Source organism: Mycolicibacterium sp. Y3, from assembly GCF_051188035.1.
Lineage (GTDB): Bacteria > Actinomycetota > Actinomycetes > Mycobacteriales > Mycobacteriaceae > Mycobacterium > Mycobacterium fluoranthenivorans.
The window spans coordinates 2438880-2458986 of sequence record NZ_JAVQLT010000001.1 but is presented as its reverse complement, the minus strand read 5'-3'; the positions used below and the strand labels follow the sequence as shown (position 1 = coordinate 2458986).

13 protein-coding genes are annotated in these 20107 nt (G+C 66.9%); 6 read left to right on the top strand and 7 right to left on the bottom strand.

The window, feature by feature from the left end; all coding sequences use genetic code 11:
• Nucleotides 1–79: 79 nt before the first annotated feature.
• Both ettA and QN239_RS11990 read right to left on the bottom strand, forming a co-directional pair.
• Nucleotides 80–1753, bottom strand: a complete 1674-nt coding sequence (gene ettA, locus QN239_RS11995; protein ID WP_499010538.1) for an energy-dependent translational throttle protein EttA — start codon at nucleotides 1751–1753, stop codon at nucleotides 80–82.
• 67 nt (nucleotides 1754–1820) lie between these two features.
• Nucleotides 1821–2291, bottom strand: a complete 471-nt coding sequence (locus QN239_RS11990) for a single-stranded DNA-binding protein (protein WP_499010537.1) — start codon at nucleotides 2289–2291, stop codon at nucleotides 1821–1823.
• Nucleotides 2292–2462: 171 nt separating this feature from the next.
• On the opposite strand from QN239_RS11990, the gene atzF reads away from it, so the two are divergent.
• On the top strand, nucleotides 2463–4082 hold the full coding sequence (gene atzF, locus QN239_RS11985; protein ID WP_499010536.1) for an allophanate hydrolase: 1620 nt from the start codon (nucleotides 2463–2465) through the stop codon (nucleotides 4080–4082).
• Between the two features lie 67 nt (nucleotides 4083–4149).
• Here atzF and QN239_RS11980 read toward each other — a convergent pair whose 3' ends face one another.
• Nucleotides 4150–5925, bottom strand: a complete 1776-nt coding sequence (locus QN239_RS11980; protein WP_499010534.1) for an acyl-CoA dehydrogenase — start codon at nucleotides 5923–5925, stop codon at nucleotides 4150–4152.
• 112 nt (nucleotides 5926–6037) lie between these two features.
• Between QN239_RS11980 and QN239_RS11975 the strand changes: the two genes are divergently transcribed.
• From QN239_RS11975 to pknB, 5 genes are all read left to right on the top strand, one after another.
• Entirely contained in the window at nucleotides 6038–6622 is a 585-nt protein-coding gene (locus QN239_RS11975) for a TetR-type transcription factor C-terminal domain-containing protein (protein WP_499010533.1), read from the top strand.
• 128 nt (nucleotides 6623–6750) lie between these two features.
• The gene (locus QN239_RS11970) at nucleotides 6751–7236 is read left to right on the top strand and encodes a MarR family winged helix-turn-helix transcriptional regulator (RefSeq protein WP_499010531.1); all 486 of its coding nucleotides are present in this window, start codon (nucleotides 6751–6753) and stop codon (nucleotides 7234–7236) included.
• Nucleotides 7237–7292: 56 nt separating this feature from the next.
• On the top strand, nucleotides 7293–7745 hold the full coding sequence (locus tag QN239_RS11965; protein WP_499010529.1) for an MmpS family transport accessory protein: 453 nt from the start codon (nucleotides 7293–7295) through the stop codon (nucleotides 7743–7745).
• A complete protein-coding gene (locus QN239_RS11960) occupies nucleotides 7742–10639 on the top strand; it encodes an MMPL/RND family transporter (protein ID WP_499010528.1) in 2898 nt (965 codons plus the stop codon). Before QN239_RS11965 ends, QN239_RS11960 begins: the two co-directional genes overlap by 4 nt.
• A gap of 138 nt (nucleotides 10640–10777) precedes the next feature.
• Entirely contained in the window at nucleotides 10778–12622 is a 1845-nt protein-coding gene (gene pknB / locus QN239_RS11955; RefSeq protein ID WP_499010526.1) for a Stk1 family PASTA domain-containing Ser/Thr kinase, read from the top strand.
• Nucleotides 12623–12676: 54 nt separating this feature from the next.
• Here the strand turns inward: pknB and QN239_RS11950 are convergent, their stop codons facing one another.
• The 4 genes from QN239_RS11950 to QN239_RS11935 are packed head-to-tail and all read right to left on the bottom strand — an operon-like array spanning nucleotide 12677 to nucleotide 20092.
• Nucleotides 12677–14683, bottom strand: a complete 2007-nt coding sequence (locus QN239_RS11950; protein ID WP_499010525.1) for a bifunctional copper resistance protein CopD/cytochrome c oxidase assembly protein — start codon at nucleotides 14681–14683, stop codon at nucleotides 12677–12679.
• Nucleotides 14684–14706: 23 nt separating this feature from the next.
• Nucleotides 14707–17049: a glycerol-3-phosphate 1-O-acyltransferase gene (locus QN239_RS11945; protein WP_499010523.1), complete on the bottom strand. Its 2343-nt coding sequence runs from the start codon at nucleotides 17047–17049 to the stop codon at nucleotides 14707–14709.
• Nucleotides 17046–18626, bottom strand: a complete 1581-nt coding sequence (locus QN239_RS11940) for an HAD-IB family hydrolase (RefSeq protein ID WP_499010521.1) — start codon at nucleotides 18624–18626, stop codon at nucleotides 17046–17048. Before QN239_RS11940 ends, QN239_RS11945 begins: the two co-directional genes overlap by 4 nt.
• Complete coding sequence (locus tag QN239_RS11935; RefSeq protein WP_499010520.1) at nucleotides 18623–20092, bottom strand: wax ester/triacylglycerol synthase family O-acyltransferase; 1470 nt, start codon at nucleotides 20090–20092, stop codon at nucleotides 18623–18625. The genes QN239_RS11940 and QN239_RS11935 overlap by 4 nt, the downstream gene beginning before the upstream one ends.
• Nucleotides 20093–20107: the final 15 nt, after the last annotated feature.

Here is a 20107-nt window from a genome sequence, read left to right as displayed (position 1 = left end):
CCTGCGCGCCGCCGTCGTCGGCTGCACGCACGAGCGAGACTAGTCGCCCCGCCTGGCGCCGTGTCCCTGCCCCGCCGGATCAGTCGCGGGTGAGCCTGCGGTGGGTGACCCGGTGCGGCCGGGCCGCGTCGGCGCCGAGACGCGCGATCTTGTTCTCCTCGTAGGCACCGAAGTTGCCCTCGAACCAGAACCACTTCGCCTCGTTGTCCTCGTCGCCCTCCCACGCCAGGATGTGCGTGCAGGTGCGGTCCAGGAACCAGCGATCGTGGGAGATCACCACCGCGCAACCGGGGAACTGCTCCAGGGCGTTCTCCAGCGAGCTCAGCGTCTCCACGTCGAGGTCGTTGGTCGGCTCGTCGAGCAGGATCAGGTTGCCGCCCTCTTTGAGGGTCAGCGCCAGGTTCAGACGGTTGCGCTCACCACCGGAGAGCACCCCCGCGGGCTTCTGCTGATCGGGGCCCTTGAACCCGAATGCGGACACATAGGCCCGCGACGGGATCTCGTTCTGGCCGACCTCGATGTAGTCGAGGCCGTCGGAGACGACTTCCCAGACGTTCTTCTTCGGGTCGATACCCGCGCGGCTCTGGTCGACGTAACTGAGCTTGACCGTCTCGCCGACCTTGACCTCACCGCTGTCGGGCTGCTCGAGACCGACGATGGTCTTGAACAGGGTCGTCTTGCCGACGCCGTTGGGGCCGATCACGCCGACGATGCCGTTACGCGGCAAGGTGAAGGACAGGTCCTTGATGAGGACGCGGCCGTCGAAACCCTTGTCCAGATGGCTGACCTCGACCACGAGGTTGCCCAGCCGCGGCGGTGCCGGGATCTGGATCTCCTCGAAGTCGAGCTTGCGGGTCTTCTCCGCCTCGGCCGCCATCTCTTCGTAGCGTCCCAGCCGGGCCTTGCTCTTGGCTTGACGCGCCTTGGCACCCGAGCGCACCCAGGCGAGCTCTTCCTTCAGCCGCCGCTGCAGCTTCTGGTCCTTCTTGCCCTGGACCTCCAGGCGTTCGGCCTTCTTCTCCAGGTAGGTGGAGTAGTTGCCCTCGTACGGGTAGGCGCGGCCGCGGTCGAGCTCGAGGATCCACTCGGCGACGTTGTCCAGGAAGTAACGGTCGTGGGTGACGGCCAGGATCGCGCCCTTGTAGGCGGCGAGGTGCTGTTCCAGCCACAGCACGCTCTCGGCGTCGAGGTGGTTGGTGGGCTCGTCGAGCAGCAGCAGGTCCGGCTTGGACAGCAGCAGCTTGCACAGGGCGACGCGGCGCTTCTCGCCACCGGACAGGTGGGTGACCGGCTCGTCGGGCGGGGGGCAGCGCAGCGCGTCCATGGCCTGCTCGAGCTGGGAGTCGATATCCCAGGCGTCGGCGGCGTCCAGCTCCTCCTGCAGCTGGCCCATCTCGTCCATGAGCTCATCGGTGTAGTCGGTGGCCATCAGTTCGGCGACCTCGTTGTACCGGTTGAGCTTGGCCTTGACGGCGACGCCCGCCTCGACGTTCTCGCGAACGGTCTTGGTCTCGTCGAGCTGCGGCTCCTGCATGAGGATGCCGACAGACGCGCCGGGAGCCAGGAAGGCGTCGCCGTTGTTGGGCTGGTCGATACCGGCCATGATCTTCAGGACACTCGACTTACCAGCCCCGTTGGGGCCGACGACGCCGATCTTCGCACCGGGAAGGAAGTTCAGGGTGACGTCGTCAAGGATGACCTTGTCGCCGTGCGCCTTGCGGACCTTCCGCATTGTGTAGATGAATTCGGCCATTGCCGTCGTCTTGCCTTTCGTTCGCCAAAGTCTCGCGACACCATCCTAGGCAAGGACGAATACCGCGCTACGCGGAGATCGGCAGCTCCCCCGAGTTGCGGGTGTGCTCATCGGCCTCCTCCGGGCCCTCATCGGCGCCGGACTCGGGGCCAGACTCGGGGGCCGCCGCTGGTTCCGGGACCCGCCTGGACGGGTCGATCTTGATCCGGCACCGGGACAGGTCCGGTCCGACCGAGGTGGCGCGCACCTCGACGGAGGATCGGCGATTGCCTTCCTTGTCGTCGTATTCGTTGGTGTAGATGTGCCCGACGACCACCACCGGGTCCCCCTTGAACAGCGCGCCGGTGACCCCCTCGGCAACCCGGCCCCAGCAGTTCACGGTGAGGTAGAGCGAGTTGCCCGGTTCCCAGGAGCCCTCCGCGGTGCGCCTGCGCGAGTTGCTGGCCAACCGGAACCGGGTGAAGTCCTGGTCGCCGACGCGACGCGGCACGGGATCGGTGATGACGGTGCCGACCACGGAAAACGGTGTCTCGAACATGGCATTGCCTTTCGGTCATTTCATTCCGCGCCGGCAGTGATGTGCTCGCCGCCGGCCTGTGCATTCATTGACCCGCCGGGCACCGACAGACCGTCACCCGACGCCGCGATCGGGACCACCGCCTGTGGATCAATCCGGCACTGTGGATAACCGGGCCCTAGGGTTTGGCGCATGACTGTGTGGATCAGCCGACGCCCGGATGCCGATATCGACGCCGATCTGGCCGCCAGCCGCGCGGCCGGCGGTGCGCTCGCCGGGGTGCGGTTGGCCGTGAAGGACAACGTCGACGCCGCGGGCCTGCCCACCACCGCGGCCTGCCCGCAATTCGCATATGAGCCCGAGTCCGACGCACCGGCGGTGGCCGCCCTGCGCGCGGCCGGCGCGGTGGTCGTCGGCAAGACCAACCTCGATCAGTTCGCCACCGGCCTGGTCGGCACGCGCTCCCCCTACGGCGCGGTATCCGACACACGCCGGCCCGCCTACATCAGCGGCGGCTCCAGTTCGGGTTCGGCGGCGGCGGTCGCCTCCGGGCAGGCCGATATCGCGATCGGCACCGACACCGCCGGGTCGGGCCGGGTCCCGGCCGGGTTGCAGGGCATCGTCGGCATCAAGCCGACGCTGGGCGTGATCAGCACCGAGGGCGTCGTGCCCGCGTGCGAGTCCTATGACTGCGTGACGATCTTCGCCCGCGACCTGAACCAGGCCAACACGGCGATGGCGGCGATGGCGGCCGCCGGGGACCGCGCCTGGCCGGCTGACGTTCGCGTGGCGGCGCCACCGAATCCCGTCGTCGCCGTGCCCTCGACGCTGCCCGCTCTCGACGAGACCTGGCAGGCCGCCTTCGCCGCCGCGGTGCAGACCTTGGAGAAGGCAGGCGCGCAGATCGTCACCGTCGACATCGAACCGTTCCTGGCCGCCGCCCGGCTGCTCTACGACGGTGCACTGGTGTCCGAAAGATACGCCGCGGTGGGCGAATTCATCGACGGCAACCCCGACGCCGAGCTGGATCCGACGGTGGCGCGCATCGTCACCGGAGCCCGTGACATCCCGGCGCACCGGCTGATCGCCGACCGCCGCGAGGTGGCCCGGTTACGCGCCGTGGCGATGGCCTCCCTGCAGGGAGCAGACGCGTTGCTGGTGCCCACCGCGCCGCTGCACCCGACCCTGGACGAGGTGGCCGCCGACCCGGTCGGGGTGAATTCGACCATGGGCACCTACACCAACTTCTGCAATCTGTTCGATCTGTGCGGTGTCTCCGTGCCCACGGGCACCGCCGGCGACGCGCAGTTCGGTGTGACCGTGCTGGCGCGCGCCTTCGACGATGCCGTCGCCCTGGACATCGCTGCCCTCGCGGCAGATGTGGAAGCGCCGCAACAGGTGTGGCCGCTGGCGGTGGCAGACCACACCGAGCTGGTGGTGTTCGGCGCGCATCTGCGCGGCGGACCGCTGGTGTGGCAGCTGACCGATCTGGGCGCCCGCTGGGCCGGCGAGCTGACGACGGCGCCGCGGTACCGGATGACGGTGCTGCCGACCACCCCGCCCAAGCCGGCCATCACCCGGGTTCCTGAGGGCAGCGACGGTGCGGCCCTGCTGGGTCATCGGTGGCTGCTCTCCCCCGCTGCACTCGGCCGTTTCCTGGCCGCGCTGCCGGCACCCATGCAGCTGGGCAAGGTCGAATTCGGCGACGGCAGCTGGCGTACCGCCTTCGCCGCGGATGCCTCGGCCGCGACCGGGCCGGATATCAGCGAGTACGGCAGCTGGCCGGCGGCCACCGCGGCCGGAGCGGTCTAGACGAAGCCACCGCGGCCGGAGCGGTCTAGACGAAGCCACCGCGGCCGGGGCGGTCTGACAGCGCGGCTCAGAACCAGTCGGGCCGAGCGTCGACGGTGACGCGGTCCAGCGCAGCCAGCAGATCGAATTGCGGACCCACCTTGGGTAGCTCGTAGGTGAAGAAGTACTGCGCCGCAGCACGTTTCCCGTCGTAGAAGCTGCCCTGGTTGTCGCTGGCGGCAAGGAGCAGTTCCAACCACAGCCAGGCCATCACGACATGGCCCGTGGCCTCCAGGTACACCGTCGAGTTCGCCAGGGTGGTGGCAAGGTCGTCCGCCGACCAGAGGATCGCGGTGACCTCCTGCAGACGCTGCACGGCACGCCGTAGGTCAGCCGCCTGCGCGGCGGCGTAGTCGGTGCACTCGGCCTTGGCGATGGTCTCGTTGATCCGTTCGACCAACAGCGCCAGGCCGGCCCCGTCCTGCATGACGACCTTGCGGCCGAGCAGGTCCAGCCCGTGGATGCCGTGGGTGCCTTCGTGAATGGCGTTCAGGCGGTTGTCCCGGTAGTACTGCTCGACATCGAATTCGGTGGTGTAGCCGTATCCGCCATGTATCTGGATCGCCAGGCTGTTGGCCTCCAGGCACCATTGGGAAGGCCAGCTCTTGGCGATGGGAGTCAGGACTTCGAGCAGCAGGTTCGCCCGCTCGCGGTCGCCGTCGGCTCCGGTGCGCGCCTCGTCCACCAGGTTCGAGCAGTACAGGCCCAGCGCCAATCCGCCCTCGACATAGGACTTCTGCGCCAGCAACATTCGCTTGACGTCTGCGTGTTCGATGAGCGCCACGGGTCGCACCGCCGCATCCTTGTTGCCGACCGGCCGACCCTGGGTGCGCTGCTTGGCGTACTCCAGCGATGCCAGATAGCCGGCGTAGCCGGTGGCGGTCGCCTGCAGGCCCACTGCCATCCGGGCCTCGTTCATCATGTGGAACATGTACGCCAGACCCCGGTGCTCCTCGCCGACCAGATAGCCGACGGCACCCTCGCCGTCACCGACCGGGTGGGAACCGTCGCCGAAGTTGAGCAGCGCGTTCGTCGTGGCGTGGTTGCCCATCTTGTGGTTCAGGCTCACCAGCGCCACATCGTTGCGCGTACCGTCCGTCAAGAACTTCGGGACGATGAACAAGGAGATGCCTTTCACGCCCGGACCTCCCCCGGGCGCTTTGGCAAGCACCAGATGGACGATGTTCTCGGTCAACTCGTGATCGCCACCGGTGATCCACATCTTGGTGCCCGTCACCCGGTAGGTGCCGTCGGCCATGGGAAGCGCTTTGGTGGTGATGTCCGCCAACGAGGACCCGGCCTCGGGTTCCGATAGACACATCGTGCCGAAGAAGCGGCCCTCCAGCATCGGGCGTACCCACGTGTCGATCTGCTCCGGGGAGCCGTACTCGGCCAGCAGATTGGCATTACCCATGGTCAAGAAGGCGTAGGCCGTCGTACTGGGATTGGCCGCCCGCTGGAATGCCAGCGCCGCCTGAGAGACGACCGTCGGCAATTGCATCCCGCCGATCGCCTCGTCGAACGGGCCCGCCATCAACCCCGCGGCGCTGAAGGCGTCCAGGGCGGTCTTGATCTCGTCGATCAGCACGACCTTGCCGTCGGCCCCCACGACGGGCTGCGTCTGGTCGCCCTTCTTGTTATGCGGGGCAAAGCATTTCGATGCGATATCGGCCGACAGGTCCAGCACGGCGTCGAAGGTGTCCCTGGAGTGCTCGGCGAAATGGTCACGCTTGGTCAACGCGGTGACATCCAGCCATTCGTGCAGCAGGAAGTCGACGTCGCGCCGCGAGAGGAAGTCGGCCATGGGCAGCCTTTCGGATCGACCAGAAATTAGCGATCGCTCATTAAATGAGCGCTCGCTAATATTGCGTCGTCATCGCCCTCGGTGTCAATTGTGTGTAAGATCACCCACCGTCATGGCCATCGACCGACCTGCGGATTCAGCTGCGGCAGAACGCATGCGACGGGCCGCGATCGAGGCGTTCGCAGAGTCGGGATACGGCGGTAGCTCCACCCGGCAGATCGCCAAACGCCTGAACATGAGCGCCACGGCCATGTACCCCCACTACCGATCGAAAGAAGAGCTGCTCTTCGCCATCGCCCTGGAGGGCCACAGCAGCCTGCTGGCCGCCCTCAAACACGCAGATCCGTCCACGCCGAACTTCACCGAGCGGCTCCGGGCGGTCGTCGCTGCGTTCGCGCGCTGGCACGCGGAGAACCACAAGCAGGCCCGCGTGGTGCAGTACGAATTGCATGGACTCACCGCGGCCCACTACCGCAAGATCGCACCCCTGCGACATGAGGCGACCGCCGTCTTGACCGACATCATCGCCGGCGGCATCCGCGCGGGCGAATTCGATGTCGACAGTGTCGAGGAGATCGTCATGGCGATCTCCTCGCTGTGCGTCGACGTCTGCCGATGGTTCCCCTCCAGGAAGCACTCCGACGCGAACAAGCTCGGCGAGCTGTACGCGGGCATCGCAGAGCGACTCGTGCGCTGACCCGCGGCGGCGGATTGCATCATGCACGGCATTGAATTGCCTCCACAACGCTTCGATATCCAGGAAACTCACAGGCCGGGGCGAAGTTTCGGCTATCAGTTAGATAAGCTTCGTGATATAGATACGGTGTGAAGCAACAGCCGGCCGGCGATCTTGCGCGCGAAAGCGTGGGTGAGCTGGCCGATCTGGCCACCGACCTGACGGCCCGATTCCTCTCCGACCGCGTCGACCTCAGCGTGTCGGCCGCGTTCGCGATCAACCGGCTCTCCCGGGAGGGACCGCTGCGGCTGACCAGCCTCGCGGCCAAAGAGGGCGTCAGCCAGCCGTCCATGACACAGCTGATGCAACGACTGGAACGCGCCGACCTCGTCACCCGGGTTCCCGACCCTGAGGACGGCAGAGCCTGCCTGATCGGGATCACCAATCAGGGCCGGGCAATGCTCGACGATCGCAGACGGCTGCGCCGGGAGCGACTGGCCGGGCTTCTGGAGACATTGTCGACCGAGGAGTGCAGCGCACTGTTGCTGGCCGCCAACGTCGCCGTTCCGATCCTGGCCAGGCTGGTGGCAGCCGCGGATACGCCATCGGAACCGAACGACGCTGCGCGCCACTGACACAGGACTTCGCGGCAGCGGCGCCGCAATCAATTGACGGGGTGAAAGGTGTTGGGGTGAAATCAGTTCCAGTCGGCAACTGGCTGAAGAAGATCTGGATTCCGGTGGTCCTCATCGTGGTGTTGGCCATCTCCGGGCTGGTGGTCTCGCGACTGCACAAGATGTTCGGATCAGAGGACCTGAACGCCAACGCCGGAGCCGGTATCGAGATCGTCCAGTTCAACCCGAAGGTCGTGTTGTACGAGGTCTACGGGCCCCCCGGTAGCTCCGCCGAGATCAGCTATTTCGACCCGGACGCCAACGTGCACTCGGTGAGTGCTCCGCTGCCCTGGTCGGTCACCTTGTCCACCACGTTGCCGACCGTCAGCGCGAACCTGATGGCCCGCAGCGACAGTGAGAGCAGCAGCGACCACATCGGTTGCCGCGTCACCGTCAACGGCACCGTCCGTGAGGAGCAATCAGCCGATGGCGTCAACGCCCAGACCTACTGCCTGGTGAAATCCGCATGACCACTGCCACCCCCGCCGCACCCACCGGCACGCCGAAGCGGCCCGTCGTCCCGCACCTGATCCGCATCCTCGCGTGGCCGATCATCCTGTTCTGGATCGCGATCGCCGTCCTGGTGAACGTCATCGCGCCGCAGCTCGAGGTGGTCGGCGAGCTGCACGCCGCACCGATGGCGCCCGAGGACGCCCCCTCGATGCAGGCGATGAAGTTGATGGGCTCCAACTTCAAGGAGTTCAACTCCAACAGCACCGTCATGGTCGTCGTCGAGGGCCAGCAGCCGCTCGGTCCGGACGCGCACAAGTACTACGACGAGATCATCCACAAGCTGGAGCAGGACCCCGAGCACATCCAGCACATCCAAGACTTCTGGGGTGACACGCTGACCGCGGCCGGAGCGCAGAGTGCCGACGGCAAGGCCTCGTACGTGATGATCAACCTGGCCGGCGAGCAGGGCATGACGCTGGCCAACGAGGGCGTCGATGCGGTCCGCAAGGCCATCGAGGACACCCAGGCCCCGCCCGGGGTGCAGGCCTATGTCGCGGGTCCCGCCGCGCTGACCGACGACATGCACGTCATCGGCAACGCGAGCCTGGCCGAGATCACGTTGATCACCCTCGTCGCGATCGCGGGCATGCTGTTGGTGGTCTACCGCTCGATCAGGACCACGCTGATCCAGTTGTTCCTGACCTTCCTCGGTCTGCTCACCGCGCGCGGCGTGGTGTCGGTACTGGCCACCCACAATGTGTTCGGGCTGACCACGTTCGCCGGCAACATCCTGACCATGCTGGCGATCGCCGCGGCCACCGACTACGGCATCTTCATCTTCGGCCGCTACCGGGAGGATCGCGGCCTGGGCCTGGACAAGGACGACTCCTACTACGCCACCTTCAAGTCGGTCGCACCGGTGATCGTCGGTTCCGGACTGACGATCGCGGGCGCGACATACTGCCTGAGCTTCTGCCGGCTGCCCTACTTCGCCACGATGGGCGCACCGGTTGCGATCGGCATGATCGTGGTGGTCCTGATCGCGGTGACACTCGGGCCAGCAGTGCTCTACCTCGGCAGCCGCGTCGGGCTCTACGAGTCCAAGCGGCCCCCGCAGAGCAAGTTCTGGCGGAAGGTCGGCACCGCGGTCGTGCGCTGGCCCGCACCGATTTTCGTGGCCAGCTTGTTCGTCGTGCTGATCGGCATCGTGGCCATCCCCGGCTACAAGCCGGCCTACAACGACCGTTACTACCTACCCAAGGACGCCCCGGTCAATGTCGGCTTCGCCGCCGCCGACCGGCATTTCAGCCAGGCCCGGATGAACCCCGACATCCTCATGGTCGAATCCGACCATGACATGCGCAATCCCGCCGATATGCTTGTGCTGAACAAGATTTCGAGCAATGTGATGCACGCCGAGGGCATCGCGATGGTGCAGAACATCACCCGGCCGCTGGGAATCCCCATCCAGCACAGCTCGATTCCATTCCAGACCAGTATCTCGGGTCAGACCAGCAACATGAATCTGCCGTTCCAGCGCAAACAACTGGAGGATCAGTTGCGGATGATCGACGCGACCAATGTCTCGATCGACATCTTGAAGAAGCAGTACGCACTGTCGGTCGAGCAGACCCAACTCACCCAGGCTTCAGCTGCCAAGTCCCAGGAACTGCTCAAGGTCACCGAGCAGGTGCGCGACAACATCGCGAACTTCGACGACCAGTTCCGGCCGCTGCGCAACTATTTCTACTGGGAACCGCACTGCTTCGACATCCCGATGTGTGCCGCCACCCGCTCGGTGTTCGACGCCCTCGACGGGATCGACGAACTGACCGACAAGACGGGAGAGGTTCAGGTCAACACCGACAAACTGGCCGACCTCGCGCCGAAGCTGACCGCGCTGTTGCCGCAGACGATCGCGTCGATGGAGTCCAGCAGAGATCTGTCACTGGCGTCGTACAACTCGCAGAAGGCACTGATCGATCAGATGCAGGCGATGAACGACACCGCCTTGTCGATGGGCGCCGCCTTCGACACCGCCAAGAACGACGATCTGTTCTACCTGCCTCCGGAGGCCTTCCAGAACCCGGACTTCGAGCGCGGGTTGAAGATGTTCCTGTCGCCGGACGGTAAGTCCGCCCGCATGTTCATCACCCATCAGACCGACCCGGCGACCGTGGACGGCATCGCCCGGGTCGATTCGGAACGCAAGGCGGCGCAGGAAGCGCTGAAGATGTCCTCGCTGTCGGACGCCAAGATCTACCTCGGTGGTGTCGCGGCGACCTACAAGGACATGTCCGACGGCGCCCGCTACGACCTGATGATCGCGGTGGTGTCGGCGCTGACGCTGATCTTCATGATCATGCTCATCCTGACGCGCAGCGCGGTGGCCGCACTGACCATCGTCCTGACCGCGGGCAGTTCGATCGCCGCGTCCTTCGGCATCTCGGTGCTGCTGTGGCAGGACCTGTTCGGGATGCCGGTGCACTGGCTGGTGATGCTGATGTCGGTCATCATCCTGTTGGCGGTCGGGTCGGACTACAACCTGCTGCTGGTCTCCCGGTTCAAGGACGAGATCCACGCGGGCCTCAAAACCGGCATCATCCGGTCCATGGCGGGCACCGGCGGGGTGGTCACCTCGGCCGGGCTGGTGTTCGCCGCCACCATGGCCGGCATGATGGCGAGCAAGCTGATCGTGTTGGCCCAGATGGGGTCGACGATCGCCATCGGCCTGCTGATCGACACCTTCATCGTGCGGTCGCTGCTGATGCCGTCCATCGCCACGATGCTGGGCCGGTGGTTCTGGTGGCCCCAGGTGGTCTACCCGCGCGGGGACTACCAGTTCCTGCCGTACGTCCCCAAGCGGCGGTCCAGCGACGCCGATACCGAGGCGCTGCCCGCCCAGGGCTGACGAGTTCGCGCGGCGGGTCCGGTTGTCCCCTCGGCTAAGAAGGCTCGGCTAAGAAGGGGTGTCGGACCCGCCGTTTGCGTATTGAGAGAAGATCAATGGTGTGGGATCTAAGGGCACTGCCGTGAGCGGGATGACGCGATGACCGTGCCGCAGCAGTTCACCGACCGCTACGAGCTGGGCGAGATCCTGGGCTTCGGTGGCATGTCGGAGGTGCACCGGGCCCGGGATATCCGCCTGCACCGCGACGTCGCGATCAAGATCCTGCGCGCCGACCTGGTCCGCGACCCAAGCTTCTACCAGCGGTTCCGTCGGGAGGCCAAGCACACCGCGGCGCTCAACCACCCCTCGATCGTGGCGATTCTGGACACCGGTGAGGCGCAGACGCCGAACGGGACGCTGCCGTTCCTGGTGATGGAATTCGTCGAGGGGCTCACCGTCGGCAAACTGATCGCGCGCCACGGTGCGATGGCACCGCAACGCGCGATCTCGATCATCGGCGAGGTGTGCACGGCGCTGGAGTTCAGCCACCGCCGTGGCATCGTGCACCGCGACATCAAACCGGCCAACATCATGATCACCCCGACCGGCGCGGTGAAGGTGATGGACTTCGGCATCGCGCACGCCATGAACGCCACCACCGGGGACCGGCTGACCGCGACCTCGGCGGTGGTGGGCACCGCGCAGTACTTCTCCCCCGAGCAGGCCCGCGGCCACGAGGTCGACGCCCGCACCGACGTGTACTCCTTGGGCTGCGTGCTCTACGAAATGCTGACCGGACAGGCACTCTTCAGCGGTGACACCCCGCTGGCAGTGGCCTATCAGCACGTCCGGGAGCGGCCGATCCCGCCGTCCCAGCGGCACCCGGGTATCTCCGCCGAAATCGATGCCGTGGTGCTCAAGGCGCTGGCCAAGAAACCGGAGAACCGGTATCAGAGCGCGGCCGCCTTCCATGCCGACCTGATGCGGGTCAGCCGCGGCAACGCTCCGGAGGCGCCGGCGACGTTGCCGGTGGACGACACCGACCGATCCCCGGTGGATATCTACCCGCAGCCGCATACCTTGCAAATGCCCGTCCAGGAACGCCGTAGTGGGTCGCGGCGCTGGTTGATCGCCGGTGCAGTCGCGGCCGTGACCCTGCTGGTGATCGCCGGCGTCTTCGTCGTGGGCACCATGAACCGCGTCTCGGTGCCCGACGTGCACGGGCTGACCCGCCAGGATGCCCTCACCCAGCTACAGGACCGCGGCCTGACCCCGCACGTGGACACCAAGCCGGACGGGTCGGTCGAGGCGGGTCGGGTGATCGGCACCGACCCGGCGGCCGGCGGCTCCGTCTCGTCGGGCAGCGATATCACCGTGAACGTCTCGACCGGACCGGAGCAGCGCCGCATCCCGGACGTCGCCACCCTGACCTATGACGATGCGGTGCAGAAACTGCACGATGCCGGATTCGACAGCGTGCGGCGAATGACGCAGGCGTCCAAAGCCTCCGAGTTGGACAAGGTCGTCGGGACCATACCGGCCGCTCAGCAGGATTCGGCGACCAGCAACGAGATCGTCATCCTCGTCGGTTCCGGGCCGGCGAGCCAGCAGGTGCCCGATGTGGCGACACAGACCGAGGATCAGGCCAAGCAGATTCTCGGCGCCGCCGGGTTCACGACGATCCTGTCGATACCGACCGATGGCGTCCCACCCCAGGGTCAGGTCATCGGCACCGATCCACCCGCGGGTACGTCGGCCGCTTCTGACGCGCCGATCACCCTCAAGGTGTCGCGAGGCAATCAGTTCGAGATGCCCGACGTGCGCGGGTACTTCTACGGCGACCTACTCCAGTACCTTGCGAGCCTCGGCTTCACCGGACGACTGGACAAGGGACCCGATGTGGACGCCGGCAGCGATAAGCGCGGCAAGGTGGTGCAGCAGGACCCGGCCCCAAAGACCGGGGTGAACCGGGACGGCACCATCACGGTGAACTACGGGTCCTGAGCGCGGCACGCCCGCGATACGGGCGGGTCTGCACCCGCCGCGCGGCCCGGCGACCTAACCCTGGTGCTGCTCGCGTTCGGCCAGCTTGGACAGCATCGCGTTATAGGCGGCCAGATCGGCGTCGTCATCGCGGTCGGCGGCGCGGTCCAGCCGTTTGGCGGTGCGGTTGTCGCTGCGCCGCCACTGGATCAGCAGCGCGAGCATCACCAGCACCAGCGGCACCTCACCCGCCGACCAGGCGATACCGCCGCCCAGACGCTGATCGCCCAGGAGATCGGTGTGCCAGTAGAGCTGCAGTGACTTGTAGAACCCCTCGGCCATCACCGTCTGCGTGCCCATCAACACCACGCCGAAGAACGCGTGCAGCGGCAGCGACCCGAACACCATGCCGAGCTTGGCCAGCGACGGGATGGGCCGTGGTGTCGGGTCGATCCCGATAACCACCCAGTAGAAGAGATAGCCCGACAGCAGGAAGTGCAGGTTCATCGCGACGTGCGCGGCGTGGATACCGGCGACGGCATCGAAGATCCCGCCGAAGTACAGCCCGTAGAAGCCCCCGACGAACAGCGCCGTGGCGATGAACGGGTTGGTCAGCAGCTGCGACACCCGGCTGTGCAACGCGGCCAACAGCCACTCGCGCATGCCCGGCGGGGCATCGCGCCCGGCGGTCGGCAGCGCGCGCAGCGCCAAGGTCACCGGCGCCCCCAACACCAGCAGCACCGGCGAGAGCATCGACAGGAGCATGTGGGCGCCCATGTGCATGCTGAACATGGCCGGCATGTAGCGGCCCAGCCCCGACGACGTCGCGAACAGCAGCACCGCGCACCCGCACAACCAGGCGGCGGTCCGTCCCACCGGCCATGCATCGCCCCGCCGCCGCAGCCGGATGACACCCGCCACGTACACCGCGGCGAACAGGATCGCGGCGGTCCCGAAGATGAGGTCGAAGCGCCAGTCGAACAGGATCCGCGCCACCGTCGGCGGCCCAGCCAGGTCGTAACCGATCTCCACCGCGGTGACCGACGGGTTGAACACCGGCGGCGGCGGTGGCGGGGTACGGCCCAGCGCGACGGCGATACCGAAGGTGAGACCGAACACCAGCGACTCGATCAGCGCCAGCTGGATCAGCGGGCGCCGGTTCTCCGGATCGGCGGCCAGCGCACCGACCGCGCGGCGGCGCTGCAGAAATCCGAGCACCCCGAGCACGAGCAGTGCCACCACTTTGCCGACGATCAGCCAGCCGTAGCTGCTGTGCAGCAGGTCAGCCGGCCGGACCCGGACGAAGGCATTGATGACGCCCGAGAATCCCATGGCCACGAAGCACCACAGGGCGATCGCCGAGAACCTCCGTGCGGTCAGATCGGTGTGTGCCCCGCCGCGGAACGCGAGCGCCCACAGCGCCAGCAACCCGCCTGCCCACACCACGCCTGCCACCAGGTGGATGAACAGGCTGTTGGTGGCCAGGTCGTGCGAACCACCGGCCGACGAGTGCCCCGACAGCGCCAGCGGCACCAGGGTGAAGACCGACCCGGCGCACAGCAACGGGGTCCACGACCAGCGCAGTACCGGGATGCTCACGACGGTGACGATCGCGGCGAACAGGGCCGTCCAACGCCAGGTCCCCGCGGTCTCCACCAGGCTGGCCACCGACCAGACATCGGCCACGCTGAGTCTGCTGGCCAGCGGCTGACCGGTGATATCGGACACCGTCAGCGGCACCAGCAGCACGGCGGACACCGTCCAGATCCCGGAGGCCACGGTGCCGGTGCGCAGCGCGCGATATCCCGCCACGTCCAGCACGCCACTGGACTGCGGCGGCACCAGGAACGCGGCCAGCAGGAACGATCCGACGGCGACGGCCGCAGCGATCTCCCCCGCCGCGCGGACGAAGGGCAGCCCGTAGGTGGTGACCGGTCCCGGATCCGGGAGGCCGGTCGCGGTCAGCGCGTCAGCCAGCGACAGCCCGCCCAGCCCGGCGGCCACGGCGCCGGCCAGCACCGCGACGCCGAACAGAACGGGCCATACGGTGCCCGTGTGCACCCGTGGCGCCGTGGTCGTCATCGGTCAAGCGTATGGGGTCGCCTTCAGGCGTTCGCTGCCTGTCGGGCTGCTCGCTCACGCTCGACGAACTGGGCAACGGATCCGGCCTCGACGGTGTCCATATCGGTGAGGATGTCCCGCAGTTCGGCGAGGAAGGCACTGCGGCGTTGGGACAGGTCCGGCGCGCGACCGAGCAGCCTCTGGTCGGCCACCACCTGCCGGGCGGTCGCGAACAGCAGTGCCGACACCGACTCGTTGCTGCGGACCCTGCCCTGGGCCACCTGCTGCGCGCCGACTCCGAGGGCCAGTTTGGTCAGTTCTTTCTCGGAGATCTCGGCGGGTGCGTCGCGCAGCACGTCCGCGACGATCTCGTAGGCCTCGACGAACGGGCGCAACATGGCCGAGCCGAGCAGCGGTCGCTTGGCCCGCAGCAGCGCCTCGATGCCTGCACGGCCCGAGACGATCTGCTCCTCCCAGTCCTGCGTCCACGACATCTCCTTGGTCAGGTTGTCGCGGAAGGTGGCCGAGTCGGCGAAGTAGAAGTCGAACTTCAGCAGATCGCGCAGGCGCGCCGTCTGTGCCCAGAACACGTCCAAGTGGTCGGACTCGGCACGGGCCGCGTGCGCCAGCGCCAGTTCGATGATCGAGGTTTCCAGAAACGACGCGATCAGGGTGTTGCGGTAGAACGCCGCCTCATGCTCGTTCTCCGGCGCGATCCGCCACACCGGCTCCCGGCCCCCGTCGATCCGGGTGACCGGATGCCCCCCGGACAACGCGTCGACGGCGGCCCGCGCCCCGTCCACGGTGCGCAACCGAAGGGTGCTGTTGGTCATCGGAATTCCCTTGCGCTCCAGGTAATCAAGTGAGTCCTGGAACGTCCGGTGCAACTGGCCCAGCGTCAGTGCCACCCCGCGCGAGGTCAGCAGCAGCGCCGATACCAAGCCGGTGGCGTTGACCGGGGTGACCTGCTGGATACGCCAGGCCACCTCGAAGGCCATCTTCTGCATGGCCAACCGTTTGGCATTCGGGTCGGAACCGATCGGCCCGCCCGGCTCGCCGAGGTACTGGCGCATCGACACCGCCTCGGGGAAGCGGACGTAGATCTTGCCGTAATTGCGTTCGCCCTGGGCCTTGACGAAGTTGTAGAGCCAGCTCACCCCTTCGGGGGTCTTCTCGCCGCCGCGTGCGTAGGCCGCGTACTCCTGTGTCTCGTGCAACTGGTCGAAGCTGATGGACACCGGCTGCAGCAGGATGTCCTCGCTGCGGCCGTCGAGATAGGCGTCGGCGACGTAGGACAGCAGACCAAGCTTGGGCGGCAACATCTTTCCGGTGCGCGACCGGGTGCCCTCGATGGACCAGTTGAGATTGAAGCGTTTCTCGACGATGTACCCGACGAACTGGCGCAGCACGTACTTGTACAGCGGATCGTCGAGCTTGCGGCGCAGGAAGATGACACCGGAATGCCGGAAGATCGGGCCCATGAATCCGAAGGACAGGTTGATGCCCGCGAAGGTGTGCACCGGCGGTAACCGGTTCTCCTGCATGGCGACCGGCACGATCACCCCGTCCAGATAGGAGCGGTGTGAGAACAGCAGCACGGCCGGATGGATCTCCAGCGATCCCCGCATCGCCTCGATCTCTTCGCGGTCGTAGTCGATGTTGGGGTCGAACCCGCGGCTGAAGATGGCCCGACCCAAGGTCGGGATGAGATCGACGGAGAACCGACTCCACCCCGTGGACAGCTCATCCAACATGGCGCCGGCGTCTTCGATCGTGGCACCGGGAATCTTGTCCAGTCCCTCGCGAAAGCGGGCCGAGGCCAGCATCTCCGGCTTCACCAGCCGCGGCGACTTGTACTCCGGGCCCAAGAGCCGCAGCTCGACCCGCTCGATGGCCAGGATGGCCCGGCGGATGACGAAACGGGCGAATTCGCGGGGGTTCTCGGCGGTGGTGTGGTCGTTCCAATGCTGATGCAGCTCGGACACCTTCGCCGGTTCACCGGCCACCACCCGAGCGCGGGACGGGTCCTTGCGCAGGATGCGCCGCTGCAGCAGTTCGGGCGGGCGGTAGGTGTCGCGGCCGGAGATCAGCGAGACCACCTTGGACCGGGTGGGCAGGCCGCCGGGGATCCAGAACACCCGCACCGGAACCACCGACCGGTCCGGGTCGGCCGACAGCTTCTCGACCAGCTGGGCCAGCACCGTCGGGGGCGGATCGTCGGAGTCGGGCAGGTGCAGCACCTCGACGCGGGCGTCCGGGCGGTCCCGGCGCTGCTGCAGCAACCAGTCCTTGAGCAGCTCCTGCTCGGCCGGCGAGCCGACGGAGGCGAGCACCAGGGTGTCGTCGGTCGGCTTGAAACTGTCGATATCGCCCGAGAGCCTGGTCATGGGCGATCCTCCGGGGCGAGCGAAGCGACGGGAGAATCGTCCGGGGCGAGCGAAGCGACGGGAGAATCATCCTGGGCGGGCTTCGGCGTATCGGCACTTCGCTTGTACAGCGGAACCTCCGGGAGCTGGTCGCGTGGCCAGGCCGCCAGCGTGTCGAGGTAGAGCCGGCGGACCTCGGCGATCCGCTCGGACAGATTGTCGTGGGTCCAGTCGTCGGTCGAGATCGGCGGGAACACCGCGATATCGACGGTGCCGGCGTTGAAGGTGCTCGAATCGCGGGCCGCGATCACCTCGGCGTTGCGGATCACGATCGGCACGATCGGGATACCGGCGGCCATCGCGATCCGGAACGGCCCTTTCTTGAAGGGCCCCACCTCGGTGGTGTCCAGCCGGGTGCCCTCCGGCGCGATCAGGATCGAAAGACCTTTCTTGGCAAGCTCTTCCACCTTGTGCAGCCCCTCCACCGCGGCCTGGGTGTCATCACGGTCGATGAATGCCGCGTCCATCACCTTGCCCAGCGGCCCCATCAACGGGTTGCGCTCCAGCTCCTTCTTGCCGACACCGGTGAAGTCCACCCCGACCAGCCGGCCCGCGATCATCGGGTCGGCCTGGTTGCGGTGATTGAAGATGAACACCGCGGGCCGCTGCGCGGTCAGGTTCTCCTCGCCCAACACATTGAGCTCGATGCCGGTGGTGGCCATGAGCAGCTTGCTCCAGTTTGACGTGAAGAAGTTGACGCCCACCCGCTTGTTGCGGGTGAGCAATCCCAGTCCGATGGCACCCGCCGCCACCGTCGGAATGGTGGCCAGGCTGGCCAGGGTGCGCAGTTGCGCGACCGGGTTGCTACCGCTGCGGCTGCTGAACTTCAGGACGGGCCAGCCGCGCTTTCGGGCGACCGCGGCCAGCTTGCCCGCGGGGTTGGTCGGGCGCGGGTTACCGACCACGTACATCAGCGCGACATCCTCGTCGCCGTCGGCGTAGAAGTAGCTCTGCGCCAGGTCGACCCCGTTCTCCGCGGAGAACCGCTGCACCGCATGGGCTTTCCCGGAGCCCCAGATGATGGGCTGGGTCACCTCACCGGTGATCAGCCCCTCGTCGTCCACCTCGAACTTGTTGCACAGCACGTTGTCGATGCCCAGAAACCGGGCCACCGGCTCGACCTGCACGGTCAGCGCCGAGGAGCTCAGCACCACGGTGTGTCCGCGGTCCATGTGGGCCCGCACCATCGCCCGCATCTCGGGATACATCCGGTCGCGGACGTGCTGGACGAACAGCCGCTCCCCCAATTCGTCCAGATCTGACAACGAGTTCCCGTGCAGCATCCGGGCGCCCTTGCCGATCAGGTCCTCGAACTCCGAGCGCCCCAGTTGGTGGTTGAGCCCCGCCTGCACCATGCCGATGAACTCGCCGACACTCATCTGGCCGCGGCGCAGCCGGTCCTGCGTCATCAGCACACCGGTGAACCCGGCCACCAGCGTGCCGTCCAGATCGAAGAACGCGCCGACCTCGGGCCCGGGCGGGCTGGCCTGGATCTCGGCGACCGTACCCGGCAGGCGCGCGTCGTTCGCCGAACTCATTGCGCGGCACCTCCATGTGATGAGGCGGATTCTTGGGCAGTGAACGACGCCGCCACAGCGCGGCCGTCCCCGCCGAGGGCCAGAATCTCGTCGAAGCCCCGGAGCAGGCAGTCGGCCCACAAGGCGTCGTCGACGACGGCAGCCCGGTCGTAACGGGTGGTCACGGTGACGAAGCCGCCCCGCGACACCAGCACCGTCATCATCGCGACTCCCGGCAGTGGGCCGAGTCCGTAGTGCCGCAACACCTTTGCTCCGGCAATGAAGGTATCGCCGGGGTACACCGGCACATTGCTGGCCTGCACATCGGAGTTCACCACCGAGCCGGCCGCCGATTCGAGCACGGCATCGGGCAGAAAGCTCACGAACGGCGCCAAGGTGCCGACCATGTCCATGGCACGTTCCTCGCGCTTGGTGGTCATCTGTGAGCGGATCGCCGCGATCCGCTGCTCGGGATCGGTGATACCGATAGGGGCCGCGAGACTGATTCCAGCGAACCGGTTTCCGCCGGCGGGGTCGTCGTCGGCGCGCAGGTTCACCGGGACCGCCATCGGCAGACTGTCGATCGGGATGCCCTTGGCCTCGTGGTAATGCCGCAGGGCACCGCACAACCCGGCCAGGTACGCGTCGTTGATGGACCCGCCCGCAGCCTTGGCCGCCCGATGGAAGTCGGAGAAGACCATGTCGATGGCCTCGCTGCGCGTTGCCAGGCTGCGGCGTCGCAACAGCGGCGAATGATCGGCCACCGGCCGGGATACCCGGGCGGTCGACAACGCATAGTCCACGACGCCGCTGACCGTGGCGGCGGGATCGCGTACGACGTTGGTCACCGCGTGCACCGCACCGCCGAGGATACCGAGCACACTGTTGGTGATCTTGAGGGGCAACCGATTGATGCCCATCTTCATCAGTTCGTTGGCGGAGAGATCCTGTGGAATCGGCAGGGGCGCAAGCTCGCCGATCGGGGTGTCGCGTTCCAGGTTGTAGATGTTGGCGAACATCTCGACGGTGCCGACCCCGTCGGCGACGGCGTGGCTCAGGTGCAGGATGGTGGCGGCTCGGCCGTCGGCCAAGCCTTCGACAAGGGTCGCGGTCCACAACGGACGGGTGATGTCCATCGGTGTCTGCAGCGCGACCTCGGCCAGGTCGAGAACCTGCCGCAGGGTGCCGGGTTCGGGGGCGCGCACCCGGCGCACATGGAAGTCCAAGTTGAAGTCGGGATCGACCACCCAGCGCGGGGACGCCGTCGGCAGCGTCGGCATGACCACTTTTTGACGCAGCCGCAGAACCTTGCGCGACGCCTGCTCGAACACGGCGCGGAATTGCTCCCAATCAGGGGTGACGTCAAGCAGTTCGACGCCCATGATGCCCGACCGGGTACGTGGATTCGCCTCCCCGCGGTGCAGCAGTGTGTCGACGCCGTTCAATTTCTGGGGCAGCCCCGCCGCATCCAACGGCACGTTGCTCATCGCGCAAACTCCTCC